26 protein-coding genes are annotated in these 26,106 nt (G+C 65.7%); 9 read left to right on the top strand and 17 right to left on the bottom strand.

Annotated features, from left to right (window positions below):
* Positions 1–452: 452 nt before the first annotated feature.
* A complete protein-coding gene (locus HBF24_RS08695; protein WP_167171902.1) occupies positions 453–2,432 on the bottom strand; it encodes a UvrD-helicase domain-containing protein in 1,980 nt (659 codons plus the stop codon).
* A 294-nt stretch (positions 2,433–2,726) separates the two neighbouring features.
* On the opposite strand from HBF24_RS08695, the gene HBF24_RS08690 reads away from it, so the two are divergent.
* Positions 2,727–3,365 carry a thymidine kinase gene (locus HBF24_RS08690; protein ID WP_167171899.1) on the top strand — a complete coding sequence of 213 codons (639 nt, stop codon included), beginning with the start codon at positions 2,727–2,729 and terminating at the stop codon, positions 3,363–3,365.
* A 38-nt stretch (positions 3,366–3,403) separates the two neighbouring features.
* Positions 3,404–4,183 (top strand): hypothetical protein, encoded by a 780-nt coding sequence (locus HBF24_RS08685; RefSeq protein WP_167171897.1) that lies wholly within the window; start codon positions 3,404–3,406, stop codon positions 4,181–4,183.
* A gap of 111 nt (positions 4,184–4,294) precedes the next feature.
* Here HBF24_RS08685 and HBF24_RS08680 read toward each other — a convergent pair whose 3' ends face one another.
* From HBF24_RS08680 to HBF24_RS08655, 6 genes are all read right to left on the bottom strand, one after another.
* Positions 4,295–4,963, bottom strand: a complete 669-nt coding sequence (locus HBF24_RS08680) for a tetratricopeptide repeat protein (protein ID WP_167171894.1) — start codon at positions 4,961–4,963, stop codon at positions 4,295–4,297.
* Positions 4,964–5,192: 229 nt separating this feature from the next.
* The gene (gene mutM / locus HBF24_RS08675; protein ID WP_167171891.1) at positions 5,193–6,005 is read right to left on the bottom strand and encodes a bifunctional DNA-formamidopyrimidine glycosylase/DNA-(apurinic or apyrimidinic site) lyase; all 813 of its coding nucleotides are present in this window, start codon (positions 6,003–6,005) and stop codon (positions 5,193–5,195) included.
* Between the two features lie 50 nt (positions 6,006–6,055).
* Positions 6,056–6,574, bottom strand: coding sequence for a hypothetical protein (locus HBF24_RS08670; protein ID WP_167171888.1), 519 nt, complete (start codon positions 6,572–6,574; stop codon positions 6,056–6,058).
* Positions 6,574–7,908: a DUF4350 domain-containing protein gene (locus HBF24_RS08665; RefSeq protein WP_167171887.1), complete on the bottom strand. Its 1,335-nt coding sequence runs from the start codon at positions 7,906–7,908 to the stop codon at positions 6,574–6,576. Before HBF24_RS08665 ends, HBF24_RS08670 begins: the two co-directional genes overlap by 1 nt.
* A complete protein-coding gene (locus HBF24_RS08660) occupies positions 7,908–8,660 on the bottom strand; it encodes an ABC transporter permease (protein WP_167171884.1) in 753 nt (250 codons plus the stop codon). Before HBF24_RS08660 ends, HBF24_RS08665 begins: the two co-directional genes overlap by 1 nt.
* Positions 8,657–9,589, bottom strand: coding sequence for an ATP-binding cassette domain-containing protein (locus tag HBF24_RS08655; protein ID WP_343162734.1), 933 nt, complete (start codon positions 9,587–9,589; stop codon positions 8,657–8,659). The genes HBF24_RS08660 and HBF24_RS08655 overlap by 4 nt, the downstream gene beginning before the upstream one ends.
* A 319-nt stretch (positions 9,590–9,908) precedes the next feature.
* Between HBF24_RS08655 and HBF24_RS08650 the strand changes: the two genes are divergently transcribed.
* Together HBF24_RS08650 and HBF24_RS08645 are read left to right on the top strand one after the other, a co-directional pair.
* On the top strand, positions 9,909–11,105 hold the full coding sequence (locus HBF24_RS08650) for a fatty acid desaturase (RefSeq protein WP_167171881.1): 1,197 nt from the start codon (positions 9,909–9,911) through the stop codon (positions 11,103–11,105).
* Positions 11,106–11,531: 426 nt separating this feature from the next.
* Entirely contained in the window at positions 11,532–12,257 is a 726-nt protein-coding gene (locus HBF24_RS08645) for a hypothetical protein (RefSeq protein ID WP_167171878.1), read from the top strand.
* Between the two features lie 249 nt (positions 12,258–12,506).
* On the opposite strand, the gene rpmG is transcribed toward HBF24_RS08645, so the two are convergent.
* The gene (gene rpmG, locus HBF24_RS08640) at positions 12,507–12,671 is read right to left on the bottom strand and encodes a 50S ribosomal protein L33 (protein WP_167171876.1); all 165 of its coding nucleotides are present in this window, start codon (positions 12,669–12,671) and stop codon (positions 12,507–12,509) included.
* 14 nt (positions 12,672–12,685) lie between these two features.
* Positions 12,686–12,922, bottom strand: a complete 237-nt coding sequence (rpmB, locus tag HBF24_RS08635; RefSeq protein ID WP_167171873.1) for a 50S ribosomal protein L28 — start codon at positions 12,920–12,922, stop codon at positions 12,686–12,688.
* A gap of 292 nt (positions 12,923–13,214) precedes the next feature.
* Here rpmB and secB point away from each other — a divergent pair, with 292 nt between their 5' ends.
* The 3 genes from secB (at position 13,215) to HBF24_RS08620 (ending at position 17,950) form a co-directional block, all read left to right on the top strand.
* The gene (gene secB, locus HBF24_RS08630) at positions 13,215–13,721 is read left to right on the top strand and encodes a protein-export chaperone SecB (RefSeq protein ID WP_167171870.1); all 507 of its coding nucleotides are present in this window, start codon (positions 13,215–13,217) and stop codon (positions 13,719–13,721) included.
* A gap of 6 nt (positions 13,722–13,727) precedes the next feature.
* Complete coding sequence (locus HBF24_RS08625; RefSeq protein WP_167171868.1) at positions 13,728–14,756, top strand: NAD(P)H-dependent glycerol-3-phosphate dehydrogenase; 1,029 nt, start codon at positions 13,728–13,730, stop codon at positions 14,754–14,756.
* Positions 14,757–14,872: 116 nt separating this feature from the next.
* Positions 14,873–17,950, top strand: a complete 3,078-nt coding sequence (locus HBF24_RS08620; protein WP_167171865.1) for a DEAD/DEAH box helicase — start codon at positions 14,873–14,875, stop codon at positions 17,948–17,950.
* 19 nt (positions 17,951–17,969) lie between these two features.
* On the opposite strand, the gene HBF24_RS08615 is transcribed toward HBF24_RS08620, so the two are convergent.
* From HBF24_RS08615 to xth, 6 genes are all read right to left on the bottom strand, one after another.
* Positions 17,970–18,299: a hypothetical protein gene (locus HBF24_RS08615; RefSeq protein ID WP_167171863.1), complete on the bottom strand. Its 330-nt coding sequence runs from the start codon at positions 18,297–18,299 to the stop codon at positions 17,970–17,972.
* Positions 18,300–18,380: 81 nt separating this feature from the next.
* Positions 18,381–19,058 carry an HAD family hydrolase gene (locus HBF24_RS08610; RefSeq protein WP_167171860.1) on the bottom strand — a complete coding sequence of 226 codons (678 nt, stop codon included), beginning with the start codon at positions 19,056–19,058 and terminating at the stop codon, positions 18,381–18,383.
* Positions 19,059–19,159: 101 nt separating this feature from the next.
* Entirely contained in the window at positions 19,160–19,993 is an 834-nt protein-coding gene (locus HBF24_RS08605) for a pirin family protein (RefSeq protein ID WP_167171857.1), read from the bottom strand.
* Positions 19,994–20,102: 109 nt separating this feature from the next.
* Entirely contained in the window at positions 20,103–20,852 is a 750-nt protein-coding gene (locus HBF24_RS08600) for a DUF4336 domain-containing protein (RefSeq protein ID WP_167171855.1), read from the bottom strand.
* 2 nt (positions 20,853–20,854) lie between these two features.
* Entirely contained in the window at positions 20,855–21,532 is a 678-nt protein-coding gene (locus HBF24_RS08595) for a YecA family protein (RefSeq protein WP_167171852.1), read from the bottom strand.
* Entirely contained in the window at positions 21,532–22,299 is a 768-nt protein-coding gene (gene xth / locus HBF24_RS08590; protein ID WP_167171850.1) for an exodeoxyribonuclease III, read from the bottom strand. Before xth ends, HBF24_RS08595 begins: the two co-directional genes overlap by 1 nt.
* Positions 22,300–22,379: 80 nt before the next feature.
* On the opposite strand from xth, the gene HBF24_RS08585 reads away from it, so the two are divergent.
* Complete coding sequence (locus HBF24_RS08585) at positions 22,380–23,081, top strand: GPP34 family phosphoprotein (RefSeq protein ID WP_167171847.1); 702 nt, start codon at positions 22,380–22,382, stop codon at positions 23,079–23,081.
* A gap of 56 nt (positions 23,082–23,137) precedes the next feature.
* Here HBF24_RS08585 and HBF24_RS08580 read toward each other — a convergent pair whose 3' ends face one another.
* Entirely contained in the window at positions 23,138–25,180 is a 2,043-nt protein-coding gene (locus HBF24_RS08580; protein ID WP_167171844.1) for a M3 family metallopeptidase, read from the bottom strand.
* A 112-nt stretch (positions 25,181–25,292) separates the two neighbouring features.
* Between HBF24_RS08580 and HBF24_RS08575 the strand changes: the two genes are divergently transcribed.
* Positions 25,293–25,823, top strand: coding sequence for a gamma carbonic anhydrase family protein (locus tag HBF24_RS08575; RefSeq protein ID WP_167171841.1), 531 nt, complete (start codon positions 25,293–25,295; stop codon positions 25,821–25,823).
* 28 nt (positions 25,824–25,851) lie between these two features.
* Here HBF24_RS08575 and HBF24_RS08570 read toward each other — a convergent pair whose 3' ends face one another.
* Positions 25,852–26,103 carry a YkgJ family cysteine cluster protein gene (locus HBF24_RS08570; RefSeq protein WP_167171838.1) on the bottom strand — a complete coding sequence of 84 codons (252 nt, stop codon included), beginning with the start codon at positions 26,101–26,103 and terminating at the stop codon, positions 25,852–25,854.
* Positions 26,104–26,106 lie beyond the last annotated feature (3 nt).

The raw sequence follows: 26,106 nt of genomic DNA, 5'->3' as shown, positions 1-26,106 counted from the left end.
GATGAAAGAGGCGGCCTTGGCGCCGCCTCTTTCGCCTCAATAATTGCTTAGAAAAGATTGCCTTGACGCATGAGCTGTCCGCAGGGCCACGGATGCGGTTCCCAAACATTTGCATGCCGTAGATCTAGGGACAGGAGTGAGCCGATGCTTTCGACCGAGAAGGTTAACCATCGAAGCCATGCTCGCCTCTCGCGCCGCAGGTTGACCTCGACCGATGAGACTGAGTATCGCGCTATGACAGCCGATTCCGGCACGGCGTGGATGTCAGCTGTGGGGGCGACACAAATGCGAAGAAGTCTGTCGCCTGTATCGGCCGATGAGTAAGCTGCCGACTCAACAGACAAGCTTTCTGTGAATCGATGGCTGGCGGAAAACCCGCTTGATTATTCAACCGGGTAGGCTAGTAGCCAAACCATCTTCAGAAGGCTTCATCTTGGGGCTGTATGAGAGGTTCAGTCCGCCAGTAAAGCCGCCAGGCGGGCGATGTGCGAGTCGGCGGTTTCCTTGGCTGCTTCGGCGTCGGCCTCCGGGTCGCGGCCCTGCCAATGCAGGTCGGTTTCCGGTAGTTCCTTGAGAAAACGGCTGGGCTGGTTGGCGAGAATTTCGCCGTAGCGCTTGGAGCGCGCCGACCAAGACAATGTCAGCACTTGCTTGGCGCGGGTGATGCCCACGTACATCAGACGCCGCTCTTCCTCGACACGGCCTTCGTCCAGGGCGCCCTCGTGCGGCAGTGTGCCGTCCTCGCAGCCGACCACGAATACGAAGCGGAACTCCAGGCCTTTGGCCGCATGCAGCGTCATCATGCGCAGCGCGTTGCCGGGGTCGTCGCGGTCGGCATGGCTGAGCAAGGCCAGCTGCGCGGCCAGGTCGCCGGCGTTGCCGCCGTTCTTGCTCATGGCGCGGAACCAGTCGGCCAGCTCGCGCAGGTTGCCCAGGCGCCGCTCGCGCATGGCCGGGTCCGGCGACAGGCTGGCAATGTGCTCGCCATAGCGCGAGCGGCGCAGAATCTCCTCGACCAGCTCGGCCGCCGAGAGCCGCTTCACGTCACGGCGCAGGCCTTCGATCAGATCGGTGAAGCCAGCCAGCGCCGAGGCCGAGCGTGCCGCCAGCGATTTGAGCACGGCGTCGCTGTGCGCCGCTTCCAGCATGGAGACATGCCGTGACTGCGCCAGCTGGCCCAGCTTTTCCAGCGTGGTGGCGCCAATCTCGCGCTTGGGCGTGTTGACCACGCGCAGGAACGCCGAGTCGTCGGTGGGGTTGGCCAGAAGCCGCAGATAGCACAGCACGTCCTTGACCTCGGCGCGGTCCAGGAAGCTCTGCGCACCACTCAGGTGGTAAGGCACACGGGCCAGACGCAGCGCCTTCTCCAGCGCACGCGCCTGATGGTTGCCACGATAGAGAATGGCCATCTCGCTGAACTCGGCCTTGTGCTTTTCGGCCAGATGCGCGGCGATGGCGGCCACACGCTCAGCCTCGTGGTCCGAATCCTTGCATTCGAGCACGCGGATCGGCGGACCGTCGTCGTGCTCGCTCCACAGCTTCTTGACGTGCATGTGGGGGTTGTTGGCGATCAGCGTGTTGGCCGCGCGCAGAATGCGCTTGGCGCAGCGGTAGTTCTGCTCGAGCTTGACCACGCGCAGCGTTGGCCAGTCACGCGCCAGTTGGTCGATGTTCTCCGGGTTGGCGCCGCGCCAGGCATAGATGGACTGGTCGTCGTCGCCCACGCAGGTGAAACGCCCGCGCTCGCCGGCCAGTAGCTGCAGCAGACGGTACTGCGCGTTGTTGGTGTCCTGGTATTCGTCCACCAGCAGGTAACGCAGTCGCTCCTGCCAGCCGGCACGGCATTCGGCATCGGCTTCCAGCACAGCCAGCGGCAGACGAATCAGATCGTCGAAATCGACCGCGTTGTAGGACGTCAGGCGCTGCTGGTACAGGTCGTAAATGGTTGCCGCCTCGATCTCGGCCGGGCTGCGCGCGGCCTTCATTGCCTGCGCGGGCGTCAGGCCATCGTTCTTGGCTCGGCTGAGCAAGCTCTTCAGCATGAACAGCTGGTCTTTTTTCAGATCCTTCGGCGCCAGCTCCTTGATGATGGCGTCGCTGTCGTCGGCATCCAGAATCGAGAAATTGCGGCGCAGACCGGCGCGATCATGCTCGATCTGCAGAAACTTCAGACCCAGCGCATGGAAGGTGCACACCGTGAGTTTGGAGGCAGCCTCGGCGCTGATCAGCTTGGCCACACGCTCGCGCATCTCGCGCGCGGCCTTGTTGGTAAAGGTGATGGCCGCAATCTTGCCCGGCGCCAACTGACGGCGCCCGATCAGGTGGGCGATTTTCTCGGTGATGACGCGGGTTTTGCCGGAGCCGGCGCCGGCCAGCACCAAAAGCGGGCCGTCGCAGTATTCCACCGCGGCGCGTTGTTCGGGGTTGAGCATGGCAGGTGCACATCGGGAAAGGCGGCCGGTCGTCGCAAGATGCCGGCGCCACGATGGTAGCAGAGGGCGGCACCCCTTCATCGCCACCGTGACCGACCGCGCCATCATCGGATGCAAAGCTTCCAGTATCGCGCCCGGGATGATCGGCGAGGGGTTTAGATACTGTGATCGCACCCCGCATGGACCATCAAAGGGAGCCCTTCGCCGGCGCCGGCACAGTGATGTGCCATGGGGTGAGCCTGGCGGCGCAACGCGCGGTACCATGAGCGGTCATACCGATAGACGAACCAGACGATGGCGAAGCTGTATTTCTATTACTCGGCCATGAATGCCGGCAAGACCACCACGCTGCTGCAGAGCGCGCACAACTATCATGAGCGCGGCATGCGCACGCTGATCCTGACCCCGGCGCTGGACAACCGCTTCGGCGAGGGCATGGTCGCCTCGCGCATCGGCCTGAAGGCCAAGGCACGACGCTTTGCGCCCGATGCCGACCTCAACGCCATGGTACAGGCCGATATCGCCGACCGTGGGCCGCTGCACTGCGTGCTGGTCGACGAGGCCCAGTTCCTTTCACGCGCCCAGGTATGGCAGCTCGGCGAAGTGGTCGACCAGCGGCATATTCCGGTGCTGGCCTACGGGTTGCGTACCGATTTTCGTGGCGAACTGTTCGAGGGCAGCCGCCATCTGCTGGCCTGGGCCGACAACCTGGAAGAGATCAAAACCATCTGCCACAGCGGCGCCAAGGCCACCATGGTGGTGCGCGTCGATGCGCAGGGCCGCGCGCTTACCGACGGCCCGCAGGTTGAGATTGGTGGTAACGACCGCTACGTCTCGGTAAGCCGTGCCGAATTCAAGAAGATCATGAATGGCGAGGGCCGCGTCGAGCTGCAACAGCCGATGCTGCCGCTGGGCGAGCCGGACGAGGCCTGAAGGGCCCGTGCACCTTTACTGAAAATCAGGATCCGACCATGACCGAAGCTCCTCCGCCGCCCCAAGCCGAATGGCCGCGCCCGTACTGGGCTCCTGGCGAAGATTCGGCGCTGCTGGTATTTTTCATCTTCGGACGTTTCCCCGATGAGATCGTGTTGCCGGCCGCGCGCTATGGCAGCAACGGTCTGCCCGAAGGCATGGAGATGCACCGCTACCCCAACGAGACGCTGGCCACGTGGGAGGGCTATCCCCTGCGCGGTGCACTGGGCGAGGTGCTGGAGCACGACGCGCCGATCGCCTTCGATGCCGCCAAGCAGGCGCCGGAAGTGATCCGTATCAGCGGCACCCTGGACGATCGCGCCAGCCTGGACTATCTGCGCGATACCCTGGGCGTGCTGGCCGCGCTGCTGGATATTGGTGGCGACGTGGTCGTTGATCCGCAGATCCTGAGCCTGTTCGACGCCCCCGCCTGGCGCGAGCGTTATCTGGTGGATGGCGGCGCGCCGCCGCGCAACCACGTGGTGATTCTGGCCCACGACGAGGAAGGCGGTAACGCCTGGGTGCGCACGCGCGGCATGCGCAAGTTTGGTCGCCCCGACCTGAGCATCCGTGGCGTGCCGCGCAAGGATCTCAACATTGCCGGCGCGCTGTGCGAGCGCCTGGTCGAACTAAACGCCCTGGGCGGGCATCTGGCCGACGGCCAGGAGCTGGAGGTGGAAGGCATTGTCGGCCCGCTGCACTGTGCCCACGGCGGCGGATTAGACGACCCGCAGTTCAACAACACCTATGTCGAGGTGCGCTGGCCCGCCGGCAGCTGAGCCAAAGCACTTCCCAGGAAATAAAAAACGCCCGGCGACCATCAAGGTGCCGGGCGTTTTTTTATCCAAGCAGAGGCCAATCCCGCAACCGGATGGTTCCGACCTGACGCGTTAGCGTGAGGCGATATCCGTGCGCGGCGATTGCTGCTTCCAAGTGGTGAAGATGGTCTCGAGCATGTCGCGTTGGGCGTCCGAGTAGTTGCGGCCGGCCGTCATGGCGTGGATCGAGGCCACCGAGCCCCAGCGCTCGGGATGGCTGCGCACGGCTACGTCGTACCAACGCAGGGCCAGCGCGTGTCGACCCATGCGCCAGTAGCTCTCGGCCAGCGCCTGTGGCAACCAGGCCGGATGGCCACCCTGCATCGCCGCGGCCTTCTGCCACTGCGTGATGGCACAGGCATCGTCGCCCATCTCGAACAAGGCCCAGCCGTAGGACAGATAGGTGTGCTCGTCCTTCGGGTTGGCCGCCAAGGCCGCCTTGAAATCGCGTTCGGCCGCTTGGCGAAGGTGCGCCTGGGCGTTGGAATAACCGCGTGCCACCAACAACTTGGTGTTGCGCGGCGCCACGCTCAGTTCCTGATTGATGTAGGTGGCGCTGACCTGATCGCTCATGTCGACAAAGCGATCCGGGCGCGATGCCGGGTCCATTTCGTCATAGCGCGCATTGGCGTCCGGCGTAAGTGTCGGTGCCTTGCAGGTAGAAGCCGCCCCTTCGGCCGCCTGCGCGGTCACCACTGAAGCTGACAACAGTGCCAGCAAAATCCATAGTTTACGGTTCATGACTCCTCCCAAAGTCTTGAAACCATGGGAGCAACTTACGCCCATCCCGGCACGCTTTCCACAACTTTGGATCAATAAAAAATATCTTTGTCAACACCCAAAGAACGTGCGTTGTTGCGTCGCAATATTTTGCGATCGGAGCGGCAAATAACTGCTGACAAGGGATTTACCGGTGTTGGTGTGCGCTTTTGTCGCAGCGCCGCATGTCACTTATATGAACGCAAGCTGACTAGCGTTGACAGTGCTGACAGAAAAAGGTTGAGCGCTGGCCCAGCACACGCATCGCCACGGCACCGCCACAGCGCCGGCAGGGTTCACCCTCGCGCCCGTATACCGCCAGCTCCTGCTCGAAATACCCCGGCGCGCCATCGGGATTGAGAAAATCACGCAAGGTGGTGCCACCCCGCTCGATGGCGTGAGCGAGAATGCGTTTGATGGCCGCGGCCAGCGCTTGGTAACGCTGCCGCGAGACTCGGCCGGCGGCGCGGCGCGGATCGATACCGGCGGCAAATAGCGCCTCGCTGGCGTAGATGTTGCCCACGCCGACCACCACCGCCTGATCCATGATGAACACCTTCACCGCCGAGCGTCGGCCGCGTGACAATCGCCACAATCGTTCGCCATCGAACGCCGCCGACAGCGGCTCGGGCCCGAGCGTGCCGAGCAGATCATGCGTGCTGCCCGGTGCCTGCCAAAGCAGGCAGCCAAAGCGGCGCGGATCGGTAAAACGCAGTACGCGCCCCGAATCGAGCACAAAGTCATAGTGATCGTGCTTGCCCAGCGCGGTATCGGGCGGCAGCACGCGCAACATGCCGGACATGCCCAGATGCGCCAGCGCGCTGCCCACCGCGGTATGCAAAAGCAGGTATTTGGCGCGCCGCTCGACCGAGGTGATCTGCTGCCCCGGAAGCTGCTCGGTGATCTGGGCCGGAATCGGCCAGCGCAGATCGCCACGGCGCAGCACCACGCGCTCGATGCGGCGGCCTTCAAGATGCGGCGCAATCCCGCGGCGGGTGGTTTCGACTTCCGGCAATTCAGGCATGGCAGCACAAATGGGGCCGGCAGGGCGGCCGCTTCAAGGCACACATGCGCTCAAGGCGCGCCAGCGGCCGGCGCCGCGCCCAGGTTTTCGTGCACATCATCACGGCCTTTGACGCGCGGCGTATCGATCAACGGCACCAGCGCGATGCGGGGGCCAACCTTTACGTAACGCTGCGGCCCCACCGCCGAGGTGGCGCCAAAAGCCAGCACATGACCATTGAGCACCAGCGTGATCTGCGGCGGCGCCAGGCCGATGCGCGCCGGCTGGAAATCGGCCGCCGCGCGCCAGTGCAGTACCGGAATGGCCGCCGCCCGGGCCAAGGCCTCAAGCTGGCCTTGATCGATCGCGCCATCACCATGGCGCCGCTGCCAGCGACCCGCCCGGTGCACATAGTGCTGCCACGGTCCAGCACCCAGACGAACATCGATGCGGGTCACCGCCGACGGCGCCAGCCTCAGCAAATGGCCGGTTTGCGCGGCGCGCTGACGCTGCCACTGCCAGCCGGCCACAGCGGCCAGCGCCACCACCACCCCAAGCAGCGCCAGGCGTGGCGCGGTGCCGCGACGCATTAGCGCCGCCGCCTGCGCCAGGCGATCAACAACCCGCTCAGCAGCAAGACCAGGGGCAGCAGCACCAGGAAAATCGCCGTGATCGCACTCAGGCCGCCCTGCGACAGACGCACAATGCGATCGGGCGCAGCGCGCGAGGGCATGTCGACCAGCGCATCGTCGCCCAGCAGCCAGTCGAAAAGGCGCTCGCCCAGCGCGCGATTGCCGCCGTTGCCCAGATAGCTGTTGGACAGAAAATCGCCGTCGCCGATCACCACCACGCGCTGCTGGTTGTGGCTGGGCGAGGGCGAAAGCCGGCTCAAGGCAAAGCCGAAGTCGAATGGCCCACGGGTTTGCCCGGCCGCCTTGGCATAAGCGCTGTCGGCGCTGGCCGCCCCTGCCTGCAGCCAGCTTTGCGGCCCCGAGGCCAGCAGCGGCTGCGCGTTCCAATCCTGGTCGGAGGTGACCGCCAGCGCGGCCACCTCAGGGAAAAGTGTGGTCATGACAAAGCCACGCGTGATCGCGCTGGGCGGATAGCTGCCCAGCGCCAGCAGACGCGGATCGTGCAAACCCAGCGCCGCGCCGCTGCCATCGAGCAACATGCCGGGCAAGCGCTTGATGTCCAGCGTGGTCGCCAGCGGCGCCAGGCCCAGCTCATCGCTGCCCGGCTCGGTCAGCCACAAAAGGTTGCCGCCGGTATCCACATAATCGACCAGCGCGCGCACTGCGCCCGGCGCCAGTTGCGCCACCGGACTGGCCAGCACCACCAGGCTGGTGCCCTGCGGCACCGCGCTGGCCTGACTGAAATTGAGCGGCACGGCGCGAATGCCGCGCTGGGAAAGCTGGCTGATGAAGGTGCCAAGGTCGGCATTGGCCTGGCCACCAGGATTGCGCTCACCATCGCCAGTGACAAACGCCACCAGCTTGTCACCGCCACGTGCCAGCCGCGTCAGCGCATTGGTCAGGCTGCGCTCGGACAGCTGATCCAGCCGCTCCTGGTGCCCCTTGTAATGCACGATCAATTCGCCATCGACGCTGATGCCCAGACGGCGCATGGCCTGCGGGTCGGTTTCCGGATCGACGAAACTCAAGGTGATGTTCGGCTTGAAGCGCTGGAACTTGGCAATGACCGCTGCCACGGTGGGCCGCAGATCACCGCCCGGGCGCGCGTAGCTGACAATGCGCACCGGCCCATCGAGCTTGTGCAGCACCGCCCGGCTGGGCGCACTCAGGCTGGCGCGCTGGCCGGCGCTCCAGTCGCTGGAGACATTGAAACGCGTGCTCAGGTAGCCCAGGCACAGCGCACCTATCAGCAGCGCCAGTGCGATCAGCCACGCATCCAGACGTTCGCGCATCAGCCCCTCACCCTTTCCGCCGCGACGCGGCGAATGGCCAGCACCAGCGCCACCACGATGACGATCACGAACCACGCCACATCAGTGGTCGATACCAACCCGCGCCACATCGGCTGCAGATGGCTGGGCAGCGCCAGCCAGTTGATCAATCCACCCAGTTCACCGGCTGCCTGCGCGCCGCGATTGGCTTCCCACAGCATCAACGTGACCACCAACGACGCCGCGGCCGCCAGTGCCGGATGCGAGGCGAACGCCGAGCAGGCCACACCGATCGCCGCCAGCGTGGCCAGGGTCAACGCCAGGCCCAACGTGGCCGCGGCCAGCTTGCCCCAATCGGGCGTGGTGGCGCCGGACAGCGCCAGCGGCATCAACAGACACAGCCCCAGCCAGATCATCAGCCAGGCCAGAATGGCGCCATATTTGCCCAGCACCATGCGCGTGGGCGACACGCCGGCGCCAAACCACAACGGCAAGGTGCCATGACGGCGCTCGCCCGCAATCGACTGCATGCTCATCAGCGGCACCACCAGCAGGGCCAGTTGCGCCAGCTGCGCCAGCAATGGCACCGCGACCAGGTCGGTATAACCGGGGCCATCGGCCAACGCTGCCAGGCGCACCTGGTTATCCAGAAACTGGCCCAGCAACAGGGTGAATTGCCAACCCAGCCAGGCCAGCGTGGCCGCCGCCAGCGTCCAGGCAAACGGGCGCACCCACAAGCGGCGCCACTCCACCCGCCACACGGCCGCATTCATGCCGCCTCCGGCGCGCGGGTCGCGGCAATAGTCATGAAGGTACGCTCCAGATCGCTACCCATGGCGACCAGGCCACTCAGCGGCAGACCCGCCGCCACCACCGCGCGTGCCAACGCCGGCGCATCGGCGCCCGCGTTCAGCGTGATCTCGAATACCAGACCGCCCTGATGCGGCTGCGCGCTCGCCACCGGCGCCAGCGCCAGCACACGCTCCGGGCTGGCAGCCTCGGCCAGGGTGATGCGCCAGCCAGAGGCCACCGCCTGCAAGGGCGCTTCGTGACGCACGCGACCCTGGTGCACAATCAGCACGCGATCGCAGACCGCGGTCACCTCGTGCAGCAGGTGCGTGCTCAGAATCACCGCGCAACCGGCCCTGGCGCGCTCGCCGATCAGCGCGCGCAACTCGGCGGTCTGCATCGGGTCCAAGCCGTTGCCGGGCTCATCCAGTACCAGCAGGTCCGGTGAATGCACCAGCGCGCAGGCCAGACCGACCCGCTGGCGCTGACCCTGCGAAAGAATGCCGGTCAGGCGCCGCGCCAGTTCGCCCAGCGCCAGGCGCTCGATGATGGCTTCGGCGGCCTGCGATACCGCCTTGCCGCGCAGCCCGGCCAGCTGCGCGCGGGCACGGATCTGCTCGCGCACGGTCAGCTCCGGCCACAGCGGCGCATGCTCAAGCAGCCAACCGATGTGCCGACATAGAGACGCAGGGGCCTGATTCAGATCCTGGCCCAGCAAGCGGATATGACCCCGGCTGGGCGTGCGCGCACCGGCCAGCATGGACAGCGTGGTCGACTTGCCGGCGCCATTGACGCCGAGCAGGCCCATCACCTGGCCGCGTGCCAGTGAAAACGAGATATCGCGAACAATGTCGCGCCCGCCCAGACGGCGGCTGACATCATCGACTTCAAGGAGGGGCTGAGCGTGATCCACTTGTGCATTCTGTCGGCGCCCCCATGTTTTAACAACAGGGTCGACACCCATTTCACGTCGAGCCACTTCCTGCAGCGCCCGAGCTGCGCGTTGCAGGGTGATTCACCGGGCCCAAGGCCCGATCAGCTTGTGTCACCGAACGATCGGGCCGAAACGGCTCGCAGCTCACCGGCGCGAAGGAACGAGCCGGCAAATCTGGTTTGGACAAGCCGAAACAAGCTGTTACGCACATTTCTTCCCCGCCACCGTGCTGGCGGGTACGGTAGTGGGCGCGTACACTGGAATCACACCACCCTTTCTTCACGCGGTACCCGTTCCCATGTTTGATTCGATGCTCGATTTCGCCGCGCGCGGCCTTTCCGGCGCCGGTTGGGGCACCATGCTGATCTACCTGCTGGTGGTGACGCAGTTGACCATTTTCGCGGTCACCCTGTACCTGCACCGTAGCCAAGCGCATCGTGGCGTGGATTTTCATCCCGTCATCGCACATTTCTTCCGCTTCTGGGCCTGGCTGACCACCGGCATGGTGACCAAGGAGTGGGTGGCCATCCACCGCAAGCACCACGCCAAGGTGGAAACCGAGGAAGACCCGCACAGCCCGCAGATCTACGGCATCAAGCGCGTGTTCTGGGATGGCGTGACGCTGTACCGCGAGGCCAGCGAGCGCCGCGAGGACATGGAAAAGTACGGCCGTGGCGCGCCCGACGACTGGATCGAGCGTCGCGTCTATGCAGGCCATCCGATGGCCGGCATCGTGCTGATGATGCTGATCAACATCGCTCTGTTTGGCGTGGCCGGCGTGGCTATCTGGGCCATTCAGATGGCGTGGATTCCGTTCTGGGCTGCTGGCGTGGTCAACGGTCTGGGCCACTGGTGGGGCTATCGCAACTTCGAAAGCTCCGACACGGCCACCAACCTGGTGCCGTGGGGCGTGTGGATTGGCGGCGAAGAGCTGCACAACAACCACCACGCGTTCCCCAGCTCGGCCAAGTTCGCGCTGCGCAAGTTCGAGTTCGACATCGGCTGGGCGGTGATCCGTAGCCTGCAGGCCGTGAAGCTGGCCAAGGTGCTGCGCGTGGCGCCGTCGCTGGACGTGCGTCCGAACGTGGCGCTGCCCGATACCGACACGCTCAAAGCCGTGCTCACGCATCGCTTCCACGCCATGACCGACTTCTACCGCAACGTCATCGTGCCGACGCTGCGCGAGGAAGCCGCCCATGCCGGCGAAAGCATTCGTGACGTGCCCAAGCGCTTGCGTCGCGCCATGGCCGACGGCGGCCGCTGGCTGGACGGCGACAAGCGCGCCCAGCTCGACGCCGTGGTCGAACAGCGTCCCAAGCTGCAGGTGGTATGCGATTACCGTGCCCGCCTGGTGGCCCTGATGGAACAGCGCGGCGCCGATTCGGCCCTGAAGGCACTACAGCAGTGGATTCACGAAGCCGAGCAAAGCGGCATTCGCACTCTGCAGGAATTCGCCCAGCGCCTGAAAGGCTACCGCCTGCCAACCGCCGCCTGATTCCAAGGCCCGCGCATTGGTTAATGAAAGGCCCGCTTCGGCGGGCCTTTTTTATGTCTGGAATTAATCCGTACCAACGCACTGCGGAAGGATCATGCAATCGGGCAGACGTTAGCTCAATGCCAGCGAGCGACCCCACAAGGCGCAAAAAAGAGCGTCGTCAAACTGTGCTCCCTTATGCTTGTGCGCAAGACGAACCCAGCCTCCCAACTGATGAGCGGCGGCTAACGCCGCCGGCGCACCCGATCATCCGAATGGCCCTATCGATCGGCGATTTACGACCCAAAGGGGACGTTCGAGGTGGCGTCGTTAACTCGGTTACTATGCCGAGAAATACAAAGATCGTAGCCAGCTACGCAGGCAGGAGCGCGCCCAGCAGGTCACCGCCCACGCTGCCAATGTGGCTTCCGAAAAACAGGAGGGGGCATGGCCAGGGGAAAGAATAGGAGAATGCCTGGCGACAGGATGCCGAGGGGAAGACCAGCGAATCAGAAGAAGCCACGATGGCTGACCTCGGTGCACTGGCTAATTTTTGCCTCCGGCTGGATAGCAGCAGCGCTTGTCGGGGTGCTCGAATTGCCAGCCAAGATCGTTTCCTTCTCGGAGAATTTCTCGCCGGCAAAAGAAGCAACTCTCAATGCGGCGATCGACTACCAGAAGTACGTCGGGCGTTTCTCAAGTGACCCTAACGCGTGGGTGGGTCGGAATCTTATTAGCGACGGCACTCATCCTCCCGACGACGGAGATATACAACTTGAGATCGAGTACCTCGGCCAAGGCGAGTACCGCGGAGAGATTCGTTCGGCGTACATGGCGAAGCATGCCCTAGCTCCCTGGTCGAGGGTCATGATCGACGGGAAGGTCGGTCTCACTGGAACCTTCCGCGGTGTCGTGTGGGACATTGTTAATGGCCGCCGCGTCTCTTACGCGTTGTTTCGATTGTCTCCGGAAGATAAGGCTAATGGCAGCCTTCGGCTTACGCCAACGTCTGCGAACAACATTTTTCCTGGCGAAGTAGTGCTGTGGCCCACTGATTTCAAGATGTCGGGAGGCGAGCGCGGGCAATGCTTCGACGACTTGCTCCACGAGGTCGTCGCCCGGCCTCCAAATAAAGAGAATGCTAAAAAGGTTGATAGGCAGAGTGACCCTTGAATGGTCGCTTCTGGCCGATTCCAGCCCGTGGCCACTGGTCGCAAGCGGCCACAAGCGACAGGTCCAAATAATCAACATCAACCGATGTGTGCAGTTAGCCCTCTGACGCGACCGGACACCTAGCAATACGCCCCTTCTGCTCGCGCAGCCAAAAAAAACCCGCCACGAGGGCGGGTTTTTTTATTCCACGGTACGGCGAGTACCGCGAAGGCAAGTCGTGATGCCGTGCCGCCGGGGCGGCCGCTGGCATTACTTGATCTTGCCTTCCTTGTAGATCACGTGCTTACGGACGACGGGATCGTATTTCTTGATCTCCATCTTTTCCGGCGTGTTCTTCTTGTTCTTCGCCGTGGTGTAGAAGTGGCCGGTGCCGGCCGAGGAAATCAGGCGGATTTTATCGCGCTTGGAAGGCATGGTTCATATCCTCCTTAGATCTTCTCGCCGCGGGCACGCAGCTCGGCGATCACGGCCTCGATGCCGTTTTTGTCGATGGTACGCAGCGCCGCATTGGACACGCGCAGCTTCACCCAGCGGTTCTCGCTGGCAACCCAGAAGCGACGCTCGTGCAGGTTGGGTAACCAGCGACGGCGGGTCTTGTTGTTGGCGTGGGAGACGTTGTTACCCGTCCGCACACCCTTGCCGGTAACTTGGCAAACTCGGGCCATGATGACCTCCGAAATCGTGTGTGAACCGCCCATTGGCCAGGACGGCGTCGGCCCAGCGCAGAACCTTCAAGGGCCCTGGATGCGCGTTCGCTGGAGGGGTTTGCCGTTGCCGTGACGCCTTCACGCGCGCGATGCGAAGACGGGTGGCGCAAGGCCAGACACAACAGGGCAAGCTGGCTATTATGCGCCGAACACGCCAGTACTTACAAGTCCTTGCAGGTAGGCATGGCGTCACCATCTATGGAACAATCATTCGTTTCGCAATCCATCCCGCGGGGAGTTTCAAGCAATCATGGCAGAGCAGAACCCAATCAACGGCGCCGAGGCCGGCGACAACCAGCCGCAGCTGGTCTTGCAGAAGGTCTACATCAAGGACTCCTCGTTCGAGGCGCCGAACGCGCCGCAGGTGTTCCAGGAAATCGGCGAGAGCCAGGAGCAGCCGCAGGTGCAGCTGAACCTGGGCCACAAGACCACCGAAATTGCCGAGTACACGCATGAAGTGGTGCTCAGCCTGACCGTCACCTGCACGCTGGGCGACCGCACCGCGTACCTGGCCGAAGTGCACCAGGCCGGCATCTTCGGCATCGCCGGCTTTGGCGACGAAGACCTGCAGGGCATCATGGCCACCTACTGCCCGAACGTGCTGTTCCCGTTCGCGCGTCAGGTCGTCTCGACGATGATCTCCGACGGTGGTTTCCCGCCGTTCCTGCTGCAGCCGATCAACTTCGATGCGCTGTACGCCGAGCAGATGCGCCAGCAGCAGGACGGCGAAGCCGCCCCGCAGCATCTGAACAGCTGATTGCCGATGCGTAGCCAGGCAACGACGCAGGTCGCCGTTCTGGGCGCCGGCTCCTGGGGCACCGCCCTGGCCGCGCTGCTGGCACGCAATGGCACGCCGACGCGCCTGTGGGGTCGTGATCCCCAGGCGCTGTCGGAGATGGCCACCAGCGGCCGCAACAAGCGCTACCTGCCCGATCTTCAGCTGCCCGAATCGCTTGAATACGAGGCCGATCTGGCGCGCGCGCTGCGTGGTGCCGACATCGTGCTCATCGTGGTGCCCAGCCATGCCTTTGCGGCGCTGCTGGAAACCATCACGCCGATGCTCGAACCAGGCTGCGCGGTGTCCTGGGCCACCAAGGGTTTTGAGACCGGCACCGGGCGCTTTCTGCACGAGTTAGTGGCCGAACACCTGCCGGAGCGACCGGCGGCGGTGGTTACCGGGCCGTCCTTTGCACGCGAGGTGGTGGCCGGGCTGCCCACGGCGGTGACCGTGCATTCGTCCGATGACGATTTCGCGCAGCGCCTGGCCAACCTGCTGCACGCCGACAATTTCCGCGCTTACACCGGCGGCGATGTGCTTGGCGCGGAGCTGGGCGGCGCGGTCAAGAATGTGCTGGCCGTGGCCACCGGTGTGGCCGATGGCATGGAGCTGGGCTTGAATGCCCGCGCCGGCCTGATTACCCGCGGCATGTACGAAATCCTGCAGCTGGGCATTGCGCTGGGCGCACGCCCGGAAACGCTGATTGGCCTGTCCGGTCTGGGCGATCTGGTGCTGACCTGCACCGGCGATCTGTCGCGCAACCGGCGCCTGGGCCTGGCGCTGGGTCGTGGCGTGCCGATCGACGAGGCGGTGCGTGAAATCGGCCAGGTGGTCGAAAGCGTGGTCACCGCCGACGAGGTGGTGCGATTGGCCGACAAGCATGGCCTGGATCTGCCCATCGCCGCGGGTGTGCATGCCGTGCTGCACGGCGAGGTGACGCCGGATGAAGGTTTGCGCATGCTGATGTCGCGCGAGCAGAAGCCCGAGTACCCCGAGCTGCTGTTCGGGCACTGAGCCTGCCACCAGCTGAATGATGCGACGGCGCCCTTGTGGCGCCGTTCGCGTGTCTACGGGCTAGGTGCTGCTAAGCTATCCGTTTTGGTCCTGCCGACCGGAGCGAAGACGCACGCATGACGCGCGCCCAACGCCATCGTCAGAACGCCCCGGCCAGCGACGCCACCCAGCCGCGTCGCGGCTCGCTGCCGGGTGCCTGGCAGCGCCTGCTCGAACGCGATCACACGCATGAAAGCGTGCATGGCGAGCATGGCGCGCTGGGCTTTTTCCTCGACCTTATCGACGACGGCAACGGCGCTGCGCACCTGGAAGTGGCGCCGGTCACGCTGAGCGTGCTCGAACACGGCCGCCTGGGTCGCGCCGTGCCACTGGACGCGCGGCGTCTGGCGCACCTTGGCCTGCCGGCGCAGGAACAGCGCCTGGCCGCCTGCATGCTGGGTTTGCCGCAAAGCGCGCGCAAGAACCGCAGCTACGCGCACCTTGCCGGCAGCATGGGCGACGCACTGCTGGCCGAAATGCTCGATACCGCGCCGTGCTTTCTCGGCGGCGTCGCCGGCCTGCGGCTGTCGCGCGGCCACGCCATGACGCTGCGCTGGCAATGGCGCCAGCGCGAGGACGGCAGCCAGCAACTGAGCGCCCAACTGCCGCACGGCCAACGCCTGCTGCGGATCGGTGCACTGTGGTACCTGGACGCCGAGCGTGCCGAGATCGGCATGCTGGAACACTCACGCGAGCAGGCGCATCTGCTTGATGCGCCGCCACTGGCGCCCGAACACAGCGCCGCGCTGGCCAGCGCACTTGAAGCAAGCGCGCTGGGCGACACGCTGCCGCCGCCGCAGGTGTTTGGCGCGCTTGAGCGGGCCGACGTGGCACCGCGTCCGGTGCTGACCTTGCACACGCTGGGCCGGGTCACCCGCAACGGCCACAACGGTGAAGGCGAGGCACGCGATACGCCGGCCCGCGCCAGCCGCCGCGTGGCCTATGCGCGACTGTCGTTCGACTATGCCGGCGAACGCCTGCCCGGTCGCGGCGGTGAGCCCCTGATTCGGCGTCTGCACGAGGGCAAACTGGTCGAAATCGAGCGCCGCCGCGCCGAGGAACTGGCCAGCATGGAGCGCCTGGAAGGCCTTGGCCTGACCCCGGCGGTGGATACCGAAGGCCTGCCCTGGGACATGGTCGACCAACTGCCCGACGATGCCTGGATGTTCCCGGGCAAAGGCTATGCCGGCGCGCTGGAAGTGAACACGCCAGGCCGCTGGATTGGCCTGCGTGAGCGCCTGGAGACCGAGCAGTTCAGCATCGAATACGCCAGCGACTTCCCGTTCGAGGTGGTCGAGGCACCGGTCAGCTGGTACGGCGATGCCACCGCGCACGAGGACAGCTTCGACCTGGAAGTGGGCATCGAGGTCGACGGCCAGCGCGTCAACCTGCTGCCGGCGGTGGCACAGGCGCTGGGCGAGCAGCAGCTCAGCCTGACGCCCGGCGCGCACGAGGCCGAGGATGCGGTCTGGTATGCGCCGCTGGATCAGCGCCGCCGCGTGCCACTGCGTCTGAACCAGCTGCGGCGCATGCTGGCGCCACTGTCCGAATACCTGGAGCGGCCACGCCAGCGCCAGCAGTTGCGCCTGCCGCGTGTCCAGGCCGGTCGTCTGGAAGAACTGGCGCAAGCGCTGCCCGACGACAAGAAATTGCGTGCCCCCGAGCAGCTGCGCAGCTTTACGCGCCGCCTGCGCGAGGCCGCCGAGCAGGCCAGCGATACACCACCGGCCGGGCTCAATGCGCAGTTGCGCGGTTATCAACGCGAAGGCCTGCGCTGGCTCAACGCGCTGGCCGAGGCCGGCGTCGGCGGCGTGCTGGCCGATGACATGGGCCTGGGCAAGACCCTGCAGCTGCTGGCGCATCTGGCCACGCTCCAGCAGTCCGGCCAGCTGGAACAGGCCGCGCTGGTGGTCGCGCCGACCAGCCTGGTACCGAACTGGCAGGCCGAGGCGGCCCGCTTCACACCCGATCTGCGTGTGCTGGTGCTGCAAGGGCCGCAACGCAGCGAAGCCTTCGACGACATCGCCACGCACGACATTGTGCTGACCAGCTACGCGCTGCTGCCGCGTGATATCGAAGTGCTGCGCACGCATCGCTTCGGCGTGGTGGTGCTGGACGAGGCGCAGCAGGTGAAGAACCCGCGCACGCAGGCACGCCGCGCGCTGCTGGCCCTGGATGCGCCGCGCCGCCTGTGCGTGTCCGGCACGCCGCTGGAAAATCATCTGGGCGAGCTGTGGTCGCAACTGGACCTGGCCGTGCCCGGCCTGCTCGGCGACGAGGCCGCCTTCCGGCGTCACTATCGCGGCCCGATCGAAAAGCAGCAGGACGCCGACTGCCAGGCGCGCCTGAACCGGCGCATCGCGCCGTTCATCCTGCGCCGCACCAAGGCCGAGGTGGCCTCCGAGCTGCCGCCCAAGACCGAGATCACCCGCCGCGTGGTGATGGAAGGCGGCCAGCGTGAGCTGTACGAAAGCCTGCGCCTGAGCCTGACCGAGGAATTGCGCGAGGTGATTGCAGAACGTGGCTTCGAGCACAGCGGCATCATGGTGCTGGACGCCTTGCTGAAACTGCGCCAGGCCTGCTGCGATCCGCGCCTGGTCAAGCTGGAATCGGCGCAGCAGGTGGCTGAATCGGCCAAGTTCGAACTGCTGATGGACATGCTGCCAGCGCTGGTGGCCGAAGGCCGACGCATGCTGGTGTTCAGCCAGTTCACCGAGATGCTCAAGCTGATCGCCGACGCGCTCAAGGCGCAGGGCCTGCCCTACGTCATGCTGACCGGCGACACGCGCGATCGCGCCGAACCGGTGCGCCGCTTCCAGGATGGCGAGGTGCCGGTGTTCCTGCTCAGCCTGAAGGCCGGGGGCGTCGGCCTGAACCTCACCGCCGCCGATACCGTGATCCATTACGACCCGTGGTGGAACCCGGCGGCCGAGGCGCAAGCCAGCGACCGCGCGCATCGCATCGGTCAGGACAAGCCGGTGTTCGTGTACCGCCTGATCACCGCCGGCACGGTGGAAGAGCGCATCGAAGCGATGAAGGCGCGCAAGGCCGAGCTGGCCGATGCCGTGCTGGAAGGCGGCGGCAGCCGCGACACCTTGCGTTTCGATCAGTCCGATCTGGACGCGCTGCTGGCGCCGGAGCCCGACGCCGGCTGACTGTCAGGCCATCACCCAGCTACTGGCCATTACCGCTGCGCGTGCGCAACAGCGCATCGACGGCCTGCTGCCACTGCGGCGAACCGGGCTTGGCCTGTGGCGCTTCTTCGCCCAGCTGTTTTTGCACGGCCTGATCCCACGCCGGGCTGCCAGCGTCGCCCGGATCGATATCCAGCCGCTGGCTGACCCAGGCATACCAGGCTGGCGAACCCAGCGCCGCGCTATCGGGCGCCTTGGCACTGGCGGCACTGGCCGGTGCCGCCTGCGGCGCGCTTTGATCGCTGGATGGGGCCGAGCAGGCCGCCAGGGCCAGCGCCAGGGGAAGCACACACACCGCCGCTCGAAACATCGATCTCTCGCTCTGGATAAGGGCAACCTGCCAAGCCTAGCCGCGCCACGTCTTGATGTGGCTAAACGTGGCCTAAAGCGGTCAATCGCGCGCGGCGACCTCGTCGATGTGGCGCAGCAAATCGGCCGGGTCCTCATACACGCGGAAGGCACCGGCCTGCTGCAGCTCGGCCTGGCCGTATCCGCCACACAAAAGGCCCACGCCCAGCGCGCGGGCACGCGTGGCGGCCAGCATGTCCCAGATGCTGTCGCCGACCACCAGGGCGGTCTGGATATCGATGTCCAGACGGCTGGCCGCGGCCACGAACAGGTCCGGATCGGGCTTGGCATGACGCACCTGGTCGCGCGTGATCACCGGTACACGCTCGGGGTCGACACCCAGCGCGCGCAGGTTGTGCGCGGCCGTCTCCATGCGCCCACTGGTGGCCACCGCCCAGGCAATGCCGGCCTCGTCCAGCGCGTCGAGCAAGTCGCGTGCGCCCGGCAACGGACGGATGTCATCGCTGTAGCGGGCGTAGGCCTCGGCATGCCCGCGGCGCAGGCGTTCGATACGGTCCTCGGTGATCGCCATGCCGGTCTCGCGCAGCAGGATGTTGGTGAACAGCCCGCCGCTCATGCCGATCTTGCGATGGATGCGCCACACCGCCAGCTCAATGCCCTCGGCGTCAAGGGCCTGCTTCCAGGCCAGCACGTGCTGGTAGACGCTGTCGACCAGGGTGCCATCCAGGTCGAACAAAAAAGCGCTGTCGCGACGGGCCATGCCGGGCTCCTGAAAGTTGAAAGGAAATGCCGCACCATGATCGCGGGGCGGCGCTGAACCGGCGATCAAAACCACCCGGCCCAGCGCCTTGGCGCCCCGCTTCAGAAACGCCCGGCCTGAAAATCGGCCACGGCCTGCTGGATCTCTCGCGGCGTGTTCATCACGAACGGACCGTACTTGGCCACCGGCTCGTCGAGCGGGCGACCGGCCACCAGCAGCACCCGCGAGGCCTGCTCGCCACCGCGCAGCACCAGCGTGTCGCCCTGGTCGAGCACACCCAGTTCGCCGCGAGCCAGCGCCTGACCGCCCACCTGCGCCGACTCGCCATCGAACACGTAGGCAAAGGCGTGGTGCCCGGCCGGCAACGGCAGGCTGGTTTCGGCCCCGGCCGCCAGCGCCACGTCCAGATACACCGGCTGCGTGGCGACGGCGCTGACCGGTCCGGTGGCACCTTCGAGCTCACCGGCAATCACGCGCATGGTCACGCCCGGCGCCGGCTGCACTTCGGGGATCTCGGCCGCGGGGATGTCCTGATAGCGCGGCGCGCACATCTTGTCGCTGGCCGGCAAATTGACCCACAACTGGAAGCCCCACATCAGGCCATCTTCCTGCTCGGGCATTTCCGAGTGCACGATGCCGCGACCGGCGGTCATCCACTGCACCGATCCGGGCTCCAGCAGGCCGCTGTTGCCCTGGTTGTCGCCATGGCGCATGCGCCCGGCCAGCATGTAGGTCACCGTCTCGAAACCGCGGTGTGGATGGTTGGGGAAACCGGCGATGTAGTCGCCAGCCTGATCGGAACGAAACTCGTCCAGCATCAGGAACGGGTCGAGCATGTCCAGCTGCGGCTGGCCGATCACACGGTGCAGCTTGACGCCGGCGCCGTCCGAGGCAGGCATGCCGCGTACACGGCGGGTGATGGTGCGGGAGGTCATGAGCGTGACTCCGATAGAAACACGATGCCCCCTATATGCCGCCCCCGGGCGCCCGCGCCAAGCCACCGGCGCCGAACACGTTGTTCGGCCAGGGCAACAACGCGCCGTTTCAGCGCAACCAGCGAAAGGCGCGACGCAGCTCGCGTGTGCCGTTTTCCAGATAGCAGCGCCCATGCGCCAGCAATACGCGCTCGGGCTGCCAGGCCAGCATGCGTTCAAGACACGCTCGCGCCCGGCGCTTGCGACCCAGGAAGGTCAGCCGAAGATCGATCGGCAACTTGCCGTCCGGATCGGCTGAACCGGCCAGGCGCATCAACGCGCGCCACCACGGCGAGACCCGCTGCGACTCGAAGTTCTCGATCAGGTCGGCGAGCACCAGGGTGCGACTGGCGCGATGGAAGAACACCACTTCCTCCATGAAACGACTGCCGGCAAAGACCAGCTGATCGATCTGGCCGGCCCAGGCTGCCGGCGCCGAGGCGCCCAGATCAAACTGGAAGGTGACATCGATGTGCTGCGAGGCGGCGCGCTCGCGCACGCCCGGTGAGGCCCATGCGATTGCTTCCGGGAACGCGCGCTGCCAGGCGCCGATGTGCGCGTAATGCAGCTTGTTGGGCGAGATCAGATGGCGCACTGGACCCAGCGCATCGATCTGCTGGCGCAGACCGGCGTCGAGCTGCACCGGCGAGTGGCACCACAGGCCACCATCGCTCAAACGGATCACGGTCATGCGGGTGGAAAACGGAATCGAGCCGAGCAGATACGGCATGCGCACGATCGGCCCGTCGACAATCCAGACATCCTCGGCGACCGCTTTGAGCGTGCCCAGCGGCGCGTAGGTGCCAACGCCGCCGGACATGATCAATGCAGCGAATGGCTGCCGCGAAAGCGCGGCGGGCCGTCGGCCTTGAGCGCAGCCTCGGCCTGCTCACGGGCGGCTTCGGCGGCGGCGAATTCATCCTCGCTGGGCTCGTTCTCACGCCAGTATTGGGCCACCTGCGCCAGCACCTGCGGCACCTGCACCAGACAGGCGTCATATTCCTCTTCGCTGAGCTTTTCGAACTCGGTTTCCGACACCAGCACGCCTTCATCCAGCGCCAGCGCCATGATCGGACCAAGCAGGCCCATCAGCGCTTCATCGGAGGCCAGACGGTTCTCCCACAACGCCGCGCGCATGTCGATGCCACGACTGAAGCCTTCGCACCAACCGGCGGCAGACAGGATATGGCCTTCCATTTCATCCACCTCGCCCAGGATCGGCTCGTAGGCATCCACGCCCAACTCGGCCAGGATCGAGTCGTTGAGCTTGGCCAGCAGGCTGAGCACTTCGCTACCCTCTCCGGCATCGTTGAAGGGGTCATGCAGCACCAGCGCCAGCCATTCGTCGGGCAGCGCCGGCTTGGGACCCACCGCAAGGGCCGAGAGCAGGCCGTGCACGCCGTCCAGCAACAGATCGTCGTCGCGTGCGTGAGCACGCAGGAAACGATCGAGCTGGTCCAGCTCGGCATCGGTCAGCGACGTGGGCCAGTCGGTCTTCATCAAACCTCGAACTCCAGAACCGCAGGCGTGTGATCGGAAGGGCGTTCCCAGGTGCGCGGCTCGCGTTCGATGGTGGCGGCGCGGGCACCGTCCTTCAATGCCTGGCTGATCAGCACCAGATCGATACGCAGGCCCAGGTTGCGGCGGAAACCGGCGGCGCGGTAGTCCCACCAGCTGTAGTGACCGGCCTCGTCGTTGAACAGGCGGAAGCTGTCGGCCAGGCCCAGGTCGAGAATGGCCTGAAGCGCCTCGCGCTCGGGCGTGGAACACAGGATCTTCTCGTGCCAGGCTTCCGGGTCGTGCACATCGCGGTCGTCCGGCGCGATATTGAAGTCGCCCAGTACGATCAGCTTGGGATGCCGGGCGATTTCCGCTTCCAGGAAATCACGCACGCGCTTCAACCAATCGAGCTTGTACTCGTATTTCTCGTCGCCCACGGCCTTGCCGTTGACCACATACAGATTGACCACGCGCAGCTCACCGATGCTGGCGGCGATGATGCGCCGCTGTGGATCGGTCAGATTCGGCGGATCGGTGACCACGTCACTCATCGGCTGGCGCGAAAGCAGCGCCACGCCGTTGTAGGTCTTCTGGCCGGAAAAGGCCGCGTGGTAACCCATGGCCTCGATATCGGCGGCCGGAAACTTGGCGTCCTCCAGCTTGGTTTCCTGCAGGGCGACGATGTCCGGGCCGGCATCGGCCAGCCACTGCTGCAGATGCGGCAGGCGCACTTTCAGCGAATTGACGTTCCAGGAAGCAATTTTCATGCAGTCATTGTAAGCGATAGGCGAGGGTGGCCGGCGCCGCGTATGCTGGACCGGTGTGAAGATGGCCGGGGAGAGCCACCATGCTTGCCGAAGAACTTCTGCTGCTGGCGCTCGATGACGAGCGCGGCACGGTGCACTCGTCCGCCAGCATCGGGCTCGATTACGGCCTGGCCGGCGCCCTGCTGCTGGAGCTGACCCTTGAGGGGCGCCTGGGCATCGAAGACAACGCCCTGGTCGCCACCGGTGCCGACAGCGGCGATGCGCTGCTCGATGACACGCTGGCGCTGGTGCGTGCCAAGCCCGGCAAGAAGGTGGCCTACTGGGTAACGAAACTGCCGGGGCGGCTCAAGCCGCTGCGCGGGCGCCTGCTGCAGCGGCTGGTGGCGCGCGGCACGCTGAAAAAACACGAGCGGCGCATCCTTTTGATCTTTCACCAGACCGTGCATCCGGAACGCGACGGCCGCGTCGAGCACGATATCCGCCAGCGCCTGGACGCGGTGCTGCTGCATGGCGCCGAAGCCGATACCCGCACCCGCGCGCTGGCGCAACTGGCCGCGGCCAGCCGTGTCAGCGATGCGCTTTATGGCCGCGCCGAACGCAAACGCCTGAAACAGCGCCTGGATGAATTTGAGCGCTCACCACTGGGCGACGGCGTCACCCAGGCGGTGATGCAGGCCGAACAGGCCGCGGTGATGGTGGCGATCATGGCCGCCAGCGTCGCCGCCACCAGTGCCGCGACCTCGGCCGCCTGCAGCGCGGCGTCGAGCAGCTGTTCGACCTGAGCTTGAAGTTCACCATCAGCGGTGCCCGCAAAGGCGCCGCTGATGGGTGCACCGGATCAGGCCGCAGCCAAGCCGTAGCTTCGCAGCAGTGCATCAGCCTGTGGCGCACGGCCACGGAAGGCGATGAAGCTTTCCAGCGCCGGACGTGTCGCGCCGACGGCCAGAATCTCGCCGCGGAAACGCGCACCGGTCTCGCGGTCGATCACGCCGGCGGCCTCGAACGCCTCGAACGCATCGGCCGACAACACCTCGGCCCACAGATAGCTGTAGTAACCGGCCGCGTAACCGCCGGCAAAGATGTGACCGAAGGCATGCGGGAAGCGCTGCCAGGCCGGTGGCTGCACCACCGCCACCTGGTGGCGTACCTCGTTGAGCACGTGCATGGCACGCGCGCCCTGGGCCGGGTCGTATTCCAGATGCAGGCGGAAATCGAACAGGCCGAACTCCAGCTGGCGCACCAGGAACAGGCCGGCGTGGTAATGGCGGGCATCGAGCATGCACTGGAACAGTTCGTCCGGCAGCTTCTCGCCCGTGCGGTAGTGACGTGCGAACAGATCCAGCGCCTCGCGGTTCCAGGCAAAGTTCTCCATGAACTGGCTGGGCAGCTCCACCGCGTCCCATTCCACGCCGTCGATGCCGCCGATGGACGGCAACGTCACCTCGGTCAGCATGTGGTGCAGACCGTGGCCGAACTCGTGGAACAGCGTCAACACGTCGTCATGGGTCAACAGCGCCGGCGTATCGCCGGTCGGCGGCGCGAAGTTGCAGGTCAAGAAGGCCACCGGGCGCTGCAGCGCATCGCCATCGGCAAAGCGCGCGCGGCACACGTCCATCCAGGCACCGCCGCGCTTGCCCGAGCGCGCGTACAGATCCAGATACACGCCGGCAAATACCTGGCCGTCGGCATCGACCAGATCATAGAAACGCACATCGCGATGCCATGCGGTGACATCCTCGCGGCGCTTGAGGGTGATGCCGTACAGCTTCTCGGTCAGCGCGAACAGGCCGTCCATCACCGCCGGTGCCGGGAAGTACGGCTTGATCGCTTCCTCATCCAGCGCGTAGCGCGCCTGACGCAGCTTTTCCGAGGCGTAGGCAATGTCCCAGGCTTCCAGGTTGGGCAGGTCCAGCTCCTTCTGCGCAAACTCGCGAAGGTCGGCCAGCTCGCCCTTGGCGATGGGCCGGGCGCGCACCGCCAGATCGTGTAGGAATTCCATCACCGTGACCGTGGATTCGGCCATCTTGGTGGCCAGCGATTCCTCGGCGGCATTGGCAAAACCCAGCAGCTGCGCGGCCTCGTGGCGCAGCGCCATGATCTGCTCGATACGCTCGGAGTTGTCGAACTTGCCGGCATCCGGGCCCTGATCGGAGGCGCGCGTCTGATAGGCGAAATAGACCTTCTCGCGCAGTGCGCGGTCGTCGGCGTAAGTCAGCACCGCCTGCACCGCCGGCTGTTGCAGCGTGACCAGGAAGCCGTCCAGATCCTTCTCGATGGCGTACTGGCGCAGCACCGCGCGGCCGGACTCGGGAATGCCGGCCAGCTGCGACTCGTCGGTGATGTGATGCGTCCAGGCGTCGGTGGCATCGAGCACGGCGTTGGAAAACTCGGTGCTCAGGCGCGATAGCTCGTTGGCAATGGCGCGAAAACGGCTGCGTGCCGGCTCTTCCAGCGCCACACCGGATAGCTTGAAGTCGCGCAGGCTGTGCTCCAGCAGCGCGCGCTGCGCGGCATCCAGGCGCTCGCCGTGATCGCGTTCGACCTGCGCCACGGCCTCATACAGCGCCCGGTTCTGGCCCAGCTCGGCGCTGAAATCGGAAATCTTCTCCAGCGCCTGGGTGTAGGCCTCGCGCAACTCGGGCGTGTCGGCCACCGAATGCAGATGACCAATCGGCGCCCAGGCCTGCGACAGGCGCTGCTCCAGACGCTCCAGCGGCAGCATCAGGCTGTCGAAGCTGTGCGGCCCGGCGGCGGTGAGTGCATCGACCTTTTCGCGGTACTCGGCCAGGATCGCATCGATGGCCGGCGCCACGTGGGCCGGCCTGATGGCGGTGAAATCCGGCAGTTCGGATGCGGCGAGCAGCGGGTTTTCGTGATGCATGGAAGCCTCTTTGACGCAGAAATGGACGCGACTGCCGGCAGCCGCCACTGGCCCTTGCTGTGGTGCCGGCAAAGCGCAAAATCAAGCCAGGACCAGCGCTACAATAAGCCGCATGACTGCACTTCGACTCTACAAGAAGGTGATGCCGCGCCTGGGCGCGCGCGTCTATGTGGACCCGGCCGCCAGTGTGATCGGCGATGTCAGCCTGGGTGATGACGTCTCGATCTGGCCCGGTGCGGTGTTGCGCGGCGATGTGCACCGCATCGAAGTCGGCGCGCGCAGCAACATCCAGGATGGCGCCATCGTGCATGTCACCCATGATGGCCCGTACACGCCGGGCGGCCAGCCGTGCCTGATCGGCGCCGAGGTCACCATCGGCCACGGCGCGGTCATCCACGCCTGCACGCTGGAAGACACCTGCCTGATCGGCATGCACGCCACCGTGCTGGATGGCGCCATCGTGCGTCGCCACGGCTTTGTCGGCGCCGGCGCGGTGGTGCCGCCGGGCAAGGTGGTCGGCGAGGGCGAACTGTGGCTGGGCAATCCGGCCAAGTGCGTGCGCCAGCTGGACGCACGCGGCATCGAGCAGTTGCACTATTCGGCCGCACATTACGTGCGCCTGAAGGACGACTACCTGGCCTGAGCCCCGCCAGCCTGCGAAACCACGCGCCTTACGCGGTGGCCCGCTCCAGTGCCTCCAGCCAGGCCAGCGCGTGAACGCGATCGGCGCCGCACATGGCCGGCTCCGGTTTCAGCTGGCCGCACACCGCCGGCCGGCGTGGATCGCCAAAAATGGCGCAGCGGTTGTCAGCGGTCAGTTGCACGCAGCGCACCCCGGCCGGCTTGCCGTTGGGCATGCCCGGTATCGGCGAAGAGATCGACGGCGCGATGCAGCACGCGCCGCAGCCGGGGCGGCAGTCCATCAG

It is taken from the genome of Oleiagrimonas sp. C23AA (assembly GCF_011759385.1).
Taxonomy (GTDB): Bacteria; Pseudomonadota; Gammaproteobacteria; order Xanthomonadales; family Rhodanobacteraceae; genus Oleiagrimonas.
Note: the sequence above shows the minus strand (reverse complement) of the source record. Positions and strands in the feature narration are given on the sequence as shown.

Bases quoted from the DNA above. Each gene is read 5' to 3' on its own strand.
- HBF24_RS08690 (WP_167171899.1), top strand. From the start codon at position 2,727: ATGGCGAAGCTGTATTTCTATTACTCGGCCATGAATGCCGGCAAGACC.
- HBF24_RS08680 (WP_167171894.1), bottom strand. From the start codon at position 4,963: ATGAACCGTAAACTATGGATTTTGCTGGCACTGTTGTCAGCTTCAGTG.
- HBF24_RS08645 (WP_167171878.1), top strand. From the start codon at position 11,532: ATGGCCAGGGGAAAGAATAGGAGAATGCCTGGCGACAGGATGCCGAGG.
- HBF24_RS08580 (WP_167171844.1), bottom strand. From the start codon at position 25,180: ATGCATCACGAAAACCCGCTGCTCGCCGCATCCGAACTGCCGGATTTC.
- xth (WP_167171850.1), bottom strand. From the start codon at position 22,299: ATGAAAATTGCTTCCTGGAACGTCAATTCGCTGAAAGTGCGCCTGCCG.
- HBF24_RS08595 (WP_167171852.1), bottom strand. From the start codon at position 21,532: ATGAAGACCGACTGGCCCACGTCGCTGACCGATGCCGAGCTGGACCAG.
- HBF24_RS08605 (WP_167171857.1), bottom strand. From the start codon at position 19,993: ATGACCTCCCGCACCATCACCCGCCGTGTACGCGGCATGCCTGCCTCG.
- HBF24_RS08665 (WP_167171887.1), bottom strand. From the start codon at position 7,908: ATGCGCGAACGTCTGGATGCGTGGCTGATCGCACTGGCGCTGCTGATA.
- HBF24_RS08600 (WP_167171855.1), bottom strand. From the start codon at position 20,852: ATGTCCGGCGGCGTTGGCACCTACGCGCCGCTGGGCACGCTCAAAGCG.
- HBF24_RS08585 (WP_167171847.1), top strand. From the start codon at position 22,380: ATGCTTGCCGAAGAACTTCTGCTGCTGGCGCTCGATGACGAGCGCGGC.
- HBF24_RS08670 (WP_167171888.1), bottom strand. From the start codon at position 6,574: ATGCGTCGCGGCACCGCGCCACGCCTGGCGCTGCTTGGGGTGGTGGTG.
- secB (WP_167171870.1), top strand. From the start codon at position 13,215: ATGGCAGAGCAGAACCCAATCAACGGCGCCGAGGCCGGCGACAACCAG.
- mutM (WP_167171891.1), bottom strand. From the start codon at position 6,005: ATGCCTGAATTGCCGGAAGTCGAAACCACCCGCCGCGGGATTGCGCCG.
- HBF24_RS08575 (WP_167171841.1), top strand. From the start codon at position 25,293: ATGACTGCACTTCGACTCTACAAGAAGGTGATGCCGCGCCTGGGCGCG.
- HBF24_RS08685 (WP_167171897.1), top strand. From the start codon at position 3,404: ATGACCGAAGCTCCTCCGCCGCCCCAAGCCGAATGGCCGCGCCCGTAC.
- HBF24_RS08695 (WP_167171902.1), bottom strand. From the start codon at position 2,432: ATGCTCAACCCCGAACAACGCGCCGCGGTGGAATACTGCGACGGCCCG.
- rpmG (WP_167171876.1), bottom strand. From the start codon at position 12,671: ATGCCTTCCAAGCGCGATAAAATCCGCCTGATTTCCTCGGCCGGCACC.
- HBF24_RS08650 (WP_167171881.1), top strand. From the start codon at position 9,909: ATGTTTGATTCGATGCTCGATTTCGCCGCGCGCGGCCTTTCCGGCGCC.
- HBF24_RS08625 (WP_167171868.1), top strand. From the start codon at position 13,728: ATGCGTAGCCAGGCAACGACGCAGGTCGCCGTTCTGGGCGCCGGCTCC.
- HBF24_RS08610 (WP_167171860.1), bottom strand. From the start codon at position 19,058: ATGGCCCGTCGCGACAGCGCTTTTTTGTTCGACCTGGATGGCACCCTG.
- HBF24_RS08660 (WP_167171884.1), bottom strand. From the start codon at position 8,660: ATGAATGCGGCCGTGTGGCGGGTGGAGTGGCGCCGCTTGTGGGTGCGC.
- HBF24_RS08615 (WP_167171863.1), bottom strand. From the start codon at position 18,299: ATGTTTCGAGCGGCGGTGTGTGTGCTTCCCCTGGCGCTGGCCCTGGCG.
- HBF24_RS08570 (WP_167171838.1), bottom strand. From the start codon at position 26,103: ATGGACTGCCGCCCCGGCTGCGGCGCGTGCTGCATCGCGCCGTCGATC.
- HBF24_RS08620 (WP_167171865.1), top strand. From the start codon at position 14,873: ATGACGCGCGCCCAACGCCATCGTCAGAACGCCCCGGCCAGCGACGCC.
- rpmB (WP_167171873.1), bottom strand. From the start codon at position 12,922: ATGGCCCGAGTTTGCCAAGTTACCGGCAAGGGTGTGCGGACGGGTAAC.